Annotated in this window: 7 protein-coding genes; 5 read left to right on the plus strand and 2 right to left on the minus strand. The window is 73.9% G+C overall.

Annotation, left to right across the window (positions count from 1 at the left end; all coding sequences use genetic code 11):
* Positions 1–1,233 (plus strand): PQQ-binding-like beta-propeller repeat protein (locus AE652_RS31305; RefSeq protein WP_049657662.1); only part of this gene is annotated, 1,233 nt, incomplete at its 5' end.
* A gap of 37 nt (positions 1,234–1,270) precedes the next feature.
* Here the strand turns inward: AE652_RS31305 and galE are convergent.
* Positions 1,271–2,257: a UDP-glucose 4-epimerase GalE gene (galE, locus tag AE652_RS31310; RefSeq protein WP_049657664.1), complete on the minus strand. Its 987-nt coding sequence runs from the start codon at positions 2,255–2,257 to the stop codon at positions 1,271–1,273.
* 204 nt (positions 2,258–2,461) lie between these two features.
* Between galE and AE652_RS31315 the strand changes: the two genes are divergently transcribed.
* Complete coding sequence (locus AE652_RS31315) at positions 2,462–3,577, plus strand: S1C family serine protease (protein ID WP_049657672.1); 1,116 nt, start codon at positions 2,462–2,464, stop codon at positions 3,575–3,577.
* A 135-nt stretch (positions 3,578–3,712) separates the two neighbouring features.
* Here AE652_RS31315 and AE652_RS31320 read toward each other — a convergent pair whose 3' ends face one another.
* Positions 3,713–4,882 carry a sensor domain-containing protein gene (locus AE652_RS31320; RefSeq protein WP_049657675.1) on the minus strand — a complete coding sequence of 390 codons (1,170 nt, stop codon included), beginning with the start codon at positions 4,880–4,882 and terminating at the stop codon, positions 3,713–3,715.
* Positions 4,883–5,223: 341 nt separating this feature from the next.
* Between AE652_RS31320 and AE652_RS31325 the strand changes: the two genes are divergently transcribed.
* The 3 genes from AE652_RS31325 to AE652_RS31335 form a co-directional block, all read left to right on the plus strand.
* Positions 5,224–5,640: an NADH-quinone oxidoreductase subunit A gene (locus tag AE652_RS31325; protein WP_049657666.1), complete on the plus strand. Its 417-nt coding sequence runs from the start codon at positions 5,224–5,226 to the stop codon at positions 5,638–5,640.
* A complete protein-coding gene (locus AE652_RS31330; RefSeq protein WP_049657668.1) occupies positions 5,631–6,371 on the plus strand; it encodes an NADH-quinone oxidoreductase subunit B in 741 nt (246 codons plus the stop codon). Before AE652_RS31325 ends, AE652_RS31330 begins: the two co-directional genes overlap by 10 nt.
* A partial coding sequence (locus tag AE652_RS31335; protein ID WP_049657670.1) for an NADH-quinone oxidoreductase subunit C occupies positions 6,368–6,971 on the plus strand: 604 nt, incomplete at its 3' end. The genes AE652_RS31330 and AE652_RS31335, both read left to right, overlap by 4 nt.

Below are 6,971 nucleotides of genomic sequence, written 5' to 3' on the forward strand. Positions count from 1 at the left end.
GCCGTCGAGGTGCAGCTCTCCGGCGCCTCCGTCCGGATAGGCCCGGGGCCGCGGGCCGAGCACGAGCAGCCCGGCCCGAGCACCGCCCCGGCCACGACCGACTGGGTCCGCCGGGCCCCCGTCCCGCCGCCCCCGCCGGTCGCCCGCTGGCGCCCCTGGCGGTTCCGGATGTCCAACGACGTCTGGGGCACCCCGGTGGTCGCCGACGGGACGCTGTTCGTCTCCAGCTTCGAGGTGCACGCGCTGGACATCGCCTCCGGCGAGCGCCGCTACAAGACCCGGGACGTGGCCTGGGCGCTCGCGGTGGACGCCGGCCGGGTGCACGCCGCGGACGGCCCGCACCTGTACACCGTGGACGCCGCGGACGGCACCGAGCGCTGGCGCACCTCGCTGGACGGCTGGGTCTACTCGCTCTCCGCCGCCGACGGCGTGCTCTGCTGCGGCATCAGGGGCGGCGGCGTCCAGCTCCGCTCGGCCGCCAACGGCGCCGAGCTGTGGCGCGCCGACGACGCCCAGCAGGACTTCGAGAACCCGCAGTCCGGCCCGGTCCTGGTGGGCGGCGCCGCCTACTACTACGGCGGCGGGCGGCTGCGCTGCGTCGACCCGCGCGGCGCGGGCCTGCGCTGGTCCTTCCCGGTCGGCGAGGAGGTGCCCTCGCACCCGGTCGAGCGCGGCGGCGTGCTGTACGTGTCGGCCGGCACCCGGGTGTACGCGCTGGACGCGGCCAGCGGGGCCGAGCGCTGGCGCTTCGACGCCCCGGTGGTGCTGTTCACCCCGCCCGCCCTGGACGCCGACGCGGTCTACGTGGCCGACTACCTGGGCACGGTCTACGCGCTGGACGCGGCCACCGGCCGGGACCGCTGGCGCGGGGTCACCGGCCGCCGCCAGGGGGCCGACCCGGTGGTGGTCTCGGGCGGCATGGTGCTGGTCGGCAACGGCGAGGTGCTGTACGCCTTCGAGGCGGCCACCGGCCGGGAGCGCTGGCGCTACACCGCCCGTGGCGAGATCGTCGGCTCCCCGGCGGTGGCCGACGGCCTGGTGCACCTGGGCAGCCGGGACCACTCGCTGCACACCCTGGACCTGGCCAGCGGTCAGCTGCGCTGGGAGCTCGGCACCAAGGGCGAGCTCACCGGCTCGCCGGTGGCGGTCGGCGGCCGGGTCTTCGTCGGCTCCAAGGACCGCTGCGTGTACGCGCTGGACGCCTTCTACGGCACGGCGGTGCCCGCCCGCTGAACCGCGGGGCGGACACCGCCGGACGGGCGCCGTCGGATCAGGCCCTGCGGGCCCCGGGGTGGCGGCTGCACCAGCCGTCCCACGCGGAGGAGACCATCTCGGTCACGTCGTGGCGGGCGGTCCAGCCCAGCTCGCGGTGGATCAGGTCGGCGGAGGCCACCACCCGGGCCGGGTCGCCGGCTCGGCGCGGGGTCACCTCGGCGGCGGTGTCGTAGCCGGTGACCTTGCCGATCACCGCCAGCATCTCCTTGACGCTGACGCCCTCGCCGCGGCCGATGTTCAGCACCAGGGAGGTCGCGCCGGCCGGGTCGGCGGCCATCCGCTTGGCGGCCGCCACGTGCGCCGAGGCGATGTCGGAGACGTGGATGAAGTCGCGGACGCAGGTGCCGTCCGGGGTCTGGTAGTCGTCGCCGAAGACCCGCGGGGCCTCGCCGGCGGTGAGCCGCTCGAAGACCATCGGGATCAGGTTGAACACCCCGGCGTCGGAGAGCTCGGGGGAGGCGGCGCCGGCCACGTTGAAGTAGCGCAGGGCCACGGTGGACATGCCGTGGGCCTTGCCGGCCGCGGCGACCAGCCACTCGCCGGCCAGCTTGGTCTCGCCGTACGGGCTCATCGGCGCGCAGGGCGTGGACTCGGTGACCAGGTCGACGTCCGGCATGCCGTAGACCGCGGCGGAGGAGGAGAAGAGGAAGCGCTTCACCCCGCCCTCGGCGGCGGCCTCCAGGACGGTCTGGAGGCCGATCATGTTCTCGCGGTAGTACAGGAACGGCTGCTCGACGGACTCGCCGACCTGCTTCTTGGCGGCGAAGTGCAGGATGCCCTCGACGCCGTGCTCGCGGATAGCGGCGTCCAGGGCGGCGCGGTCCAGGGTGGAGCCCTCGATCAGGGGGACGCCGGCCGGCAGCCGGGAGGCGTCGCCGGTGCTGAGGTCGTCCAGGACGGCGACGCGCTCCCCGGCGTCGAGCAGCTGTCGGACGACGTGTCCGCCGATGTATCCGGCACCGCCGGTGATCAACCAAGTCATGTGCCGATCCTAGGGGCGCGCCTCGGGGATCTCCGGCGCACCCGCGTTCGGATCCGACCGCCACGTTCGGGCGAGTCGAAGCCACAAAGCGGACAAAACGGTGAAAAGCTGACAAGGATTTCCGTGCGCTCATGCCCGCGCCCCCCGGCGTGGTGACGAATCGGAGGCAGCCAGGTGCACCGTCGCAAGGAACACACCAGCCCCCTGCCCGGCGGGCGGCTGCCGGCCGCGGCCGTGGTCGCCGTGGCGGCCGCGCTGGCGCTGGCCGGCTGCAGCAGCGGCACGTCCTCCTCCGCCACCGTCGCCGCCACCGGCTCGCCCTCGTCCCCCGGCTCCACCCAGGCCTCCGCGACGTCCGGCCAGTCGAACGGCGGGACCCAGCTGCAGGACGCCTACCAGGCGGTGATCGCCAACGTGCTGCCCTCCGTGGTGCAGATCACCACCGGCGACAGCCTCGGCTCCGGGATCGTCTACGACGACAAGGGCGACATCGTCACCAACGCCCACGTGGTCGGCTCCGCGAAGACCTTCACGGTGACCCTCGCCAACAGCACCACGACGCTGGACGCCGGCCTGGTCGCCAGCTACCCCGACTCCGACCTCGCGGTGATCCGGCTGAACAACCCGCCGAGCGGTCTCCGGCCGGCCAGCTTCGGCGACTCGGGCAAGGTCCAGCTCGGCCAGATCACCCTCGCCATGGGCAGCCCGCTGGGGCTCTCCAGCAGCGTCACCCAGGGCATCGTCTCGGCCACCGGGCGGACCGTCTCCGAACCCCAGGGCCCCGGCTCGCCGGGCGCCACCATCGGCAACATGGTGCAGACCTCGGCGGCGATCAACCCGGGCAACAGCGGCGGCGCGCTGGTGAACCTGGACAGCAAGGTGATCGGCATCAACACGCTCGCCGCGACCGAGCCGCAGAGCAACGGCGCGGCCGCCCCCGGCATCGGCTTCGCCATCCCGGCGAGCACCATCACCAACATCGCCGACCAGCTGATCAAGCAGGGCAAGGTCACCAACTCCGGCCGGGCCGCGCTCGGCATCACCGCCCGGACCAGCTTCAACCAGCAGTTCCAGCCGGCCGGCGCGGTCATCGTGGCGGTCACCCCGGGCGGGGCGGCGGCCTCGGCGGGGCTCCGGGCCGGCGACGTCATCACCAGGATCGGCGACACCCAGGTCGACTCGCTGAACGCGCTCACCACCGCGCTCGCCTCGCTCACCCCGGGCAGCAAGGTCACCGTCACCTACACCCGGGACGGCGGCAGCAAGACCGCCGACGTCACCCTCGGCGAACTGGAAGGCGCCCAGACCTCCTCCCCCTGAGCCCCGGTACGGGGACGCCGGGCCGCACGCCGCGCAAGGGTTCAGCGGGCCGGGTGCCGTACCGGAACGGCGCCGGGACCTCGTCTTCGCCTCGACGAGGTCCCGGCGCCCTACTGTGCCGTGCTGTTCCCGTGGTCAGCGGCGGGCGGTGCGGGTGCGCCAGGGCAGCTCGACGGTGACGGTGGTCGGGCCGCCGTCGGGGCTGTCCACCAGGAAGACCCCGTCCACCGCGCGGATCCGCTCGGCCAGCCCGGCCAGGCCGCTGCCCGGGTACGGGGCCGCGCCGCCCTTGCCGTCGTCCTGGACCAGCACCATCAGCTGGTTGTCCGAGCGCCAGACCTCGACCGTGGCGGAGCGGGCGCCGGCGTGCTTGGAGACGTTGGTCAGCAGCTCGCTGACGGTGAAGTAGGCGATGCCCTCGACCGCCGAGTCCGGGCGCTCGGGCTGCCCGTCCGGGCCGCTCAGGTCGACGCTCACCCGGACCCCGCCGGGGACGGTGCAGCGGGCGGCGACCGAGGACAGCGCGGCGTCCAGGCCGCGGTCGGTGAGCACCGCCGGGTGGATGCCGCGGGCCAGGTCGCGCAGCTCCTGGAGGGCCAGCTTCACCTCGCCGTGGGCGTTGTCGACCATCTTCGCGGCGGCCGCCATGTCGTCCTCGGACTCCACCTCGCGCAGCCGCTCCTTGGCCATGCCGAGGTCCATCGCCAGGGCGACCAGCCGGGCCTGGGCGCCGTCGTGCAGGTCGCGCTCGATCCGGCGCAGGTCGGCGGCGGCGGTGTCGACCACGGTGCCGCGGTCGTCCTCCAGCTCGCGCACCCGCTCGGCCAGGGCGCCCGGGAAGAGCAGCGACTCGATCAGGATGCGGTCGACCGAGGCCAGCCCGCGGATCACCCAGGGCAGCACCGGCCAGAGCACGATCACCGAGACCAGGGTCAGGGCGAAGCTGAGCACGCCCCAGGGCAGCATCAGCACGTTGTAGAGCGCCGAGCGCCAGTTCAGCAGGTCGGTGAGCTGGGCGATGGTGTAGCCGACCACCCCCGGGCGGCGCGGCTTCACCGGCTCCGGCTCGTCGATCGCGGAGCCGTACGCGGCGCGCGCCCGCCGCCGGCCCAGCGTGCCCAGGGAGCGCGAGACGGCCAGGCCGCCGGCCAGCATCGGCAGGCCGAGCACGGTGACCGACAGGCCCAGGCCGACCGACAGCGCGGTCATGGCCAGCACGAAGCCGAAGATGCCGAGCGGCAGGTTCAGCAGCAACTGGCCGACCTGGTGCCACATCCTCGTGCCGTACAGCGGTGGGCGCTCCATCCGGGCGTCCTGCTCCTTGATGGCGTCCACGGCGCGGTGCAGCGGCTTCATGCGGATCTACCGTCCCTACTTCGTCGTGCGGCTGGACCAAGCTTCCCGAACCGGGAGCGGTGGGGGCCATGGGGGTGATACATCTTCCCGGCCGGGGGTTAACCCCACCCCCGCGCCCGGTCACCGGACGCCCGCCCGGGTGTCCACCGGCCGTCTTGCGGAGCGGGCAGGGTTCGGGCGGAGCGGAGCGGTCCCCTTAGACTCACGCTTTGGCCATGGTTGGGCCGGTGAGAGCAAACGTCGTAGAACTGTCTTGAGGGCGGGTTCACGGCCGAGGTGGAGGCGAAGGCATGGAGGGGAAGCACGCGGCTGCCGTCGCGGCCGACCCGGCGGTCGGCAGCGGCTACTTCGACGCGTACGCCGCGATGGGCCTGATGGCCGTCGTCGGGGTGCTCTTCGTCGCCGTGGCGTTCACCGCCAACCGGCTGCTGCGGCCCGTGGTGTACTCGCCCGAGAAACTCCTCGCCTACGAGTGCGGGGTGGACCCGGTGGGCGAGGACTGGGCGCACACCCAGATCCGCTACTACGTGTACGCCTTCCTGTACGTGATCTTCGCGGTGGACGCGATCTACCTGTTCCCCTGGGCGACCGTCTTCGCCACCGCCGGGTACGGCGCCGGGACGCTGATCGAGATGTTCCTGTTCATCGGCTTCCTCGCGGTCGGGCTGCTCTACGCCTGGAAGAAGGGCGTTCTGGAATGGACGTGACGCACTCCCACTCGCACGGCGGCGCACAGGGCGGTCCCGTCCCGCTCGGCCTGCCGGACCCCGCGCGCCCCGGCGCCGTCGAGCGCCGCGGCCTCGGCCCGCTGGCCCGGCTCGCGCCGGACCCGGTCAAGGTGGTGCTCAACTGGGGGCGCCGCTACAGCCTCTGGTGCTTCAACTTCGGGCTGGCCTGCTGCGCGATCGAGTTCATCGCCGCCTCCATGGCCAAACACGACTTCATCCGGATGGGTGTCATCCCGTTCGCGCCCGGACCCCGTCAGGCTGATCTGATGATCGTCTCCGGGACGGTCACCGACAAGATGGCGCCCGCCGTCAAGCGCCTCTACGAGCAGATGCCCGAGCCGAAGTACGTCATCTCCTTCGGCGCCTGCTCCAACTCCGGCGGCCCCTACTGGGACTCCTACTCGGTCACCAAGGGCGTGGACCAGATCATCCCGGTGGACGTCTACGTGCCCGGCTGCCCGCCGCGGCCGGAGGCGCTGCTCCAGGGCATCCTCAAGCTCCAGGAGAAGATCGCCGCCGAGTCCCTGCCGGACCGCTACACCGTGCCCGCGCCCGCGGCGGCGCTGCGCCGGCCGCTGGTGGCCGGGCCTTCGGGGGCTTCCGCGGCCGGTGCCGCGAGCGGCTCCGCGGCAGGCTCCGCGGCCGGGACCGCGGCCGGGACCGCGGCCGGTTCCGCGGCCGGCGCTTCGACCGAGGGAGGGGTCTCGTGACATCCGCCGAGCAGTACGCGGCGTCGGTCGGGGAGTGGGCGACCGGCGCCGAGGCGTACGGGCTGGTCACCGTCGACGTCCCCGCCGAGCACTGGACCGAGGCGCTCACCAACGCCCGGGACGTCCTGGGCCTGGGCTTCTTCGACTGGCTGAGCGCCGTCGACGAGCTCGCCGAGGGCTTCTCCGTGGTCGCCCACCTGGCCGCCGTCGAGGCGCCCGGCGTCCGGCACCTCGCGCTGCGCACCCGGGTGCCGCGCGACCGGGCCGCGCTGCCGACCGCCGTCCCGGTGTACGCCGGTGCCGCCTGGCACGAGCGCGAGACCCACGAGATGTTCGGCATCGACTTCCCCGGGCACCCCCACCTGGCCACCCTGCTGCTGCCGGACGGCTTCGAGGGGAACCCGCTGCGCAAGGAGTTCGTGCTCGCGGCCCGGGTCGCCAAGGACTGGCCGGGCGCCAAGGAGCCCGGCGAGTCCGACCACGGCGGCGGGCCGGCCCGGCGCAAGATGCAGCCGGCCGGCGTGCCGGACCCGAACGAGTGGGGGCCGCTCAAGGGCACCCTGCCGCCGGTCGCCGAGCGGCCCGCGCGCGGTGCGCGGG

Origin of the sequence: Kitasatospora sp. MY 5-36 (assembly GCF_001182915.1) — a bacterium.
Classification (GTDB): Bacteria; Actinomycetota; Actinomycetes; order Streptomycetales; family Streptomycetaceae; genus Kitasatospora.

What these genes read in the sequence shown, in the direction of transcription:
- AE652_RS31320 (WP_049657675.1), bottom strand. Translation starts at nt 4,882, where the DNA reads ATGGAGCGCCCACCGCTGTACGGCACGAGGATGTGGCACCAGGTCGGC.
- galE (WP_049657664.1), bottom strand. Translation starts at nt 2,257, where the DNA reads ATGACTTGGTTGATCACCGGCGGTGCCGGATACATCGGCGGACACGTC.
- AE652_RS31325 (WP_049657666.1), top strand. Translation starts at nt 5,224, where the DNA reads ATGGAGGGGAAGCACGCGGCTGCCGTCGCGGCCGACCCGGCGGTCGGC.
- AE652_RS31330 (WP_049657668.1), top strand. Translation starts at nt 5,631, where the DNA reads ATGGACGTGACGCACTCCCACTCGCACGGCGGCGCACAGGGCGGTCCC.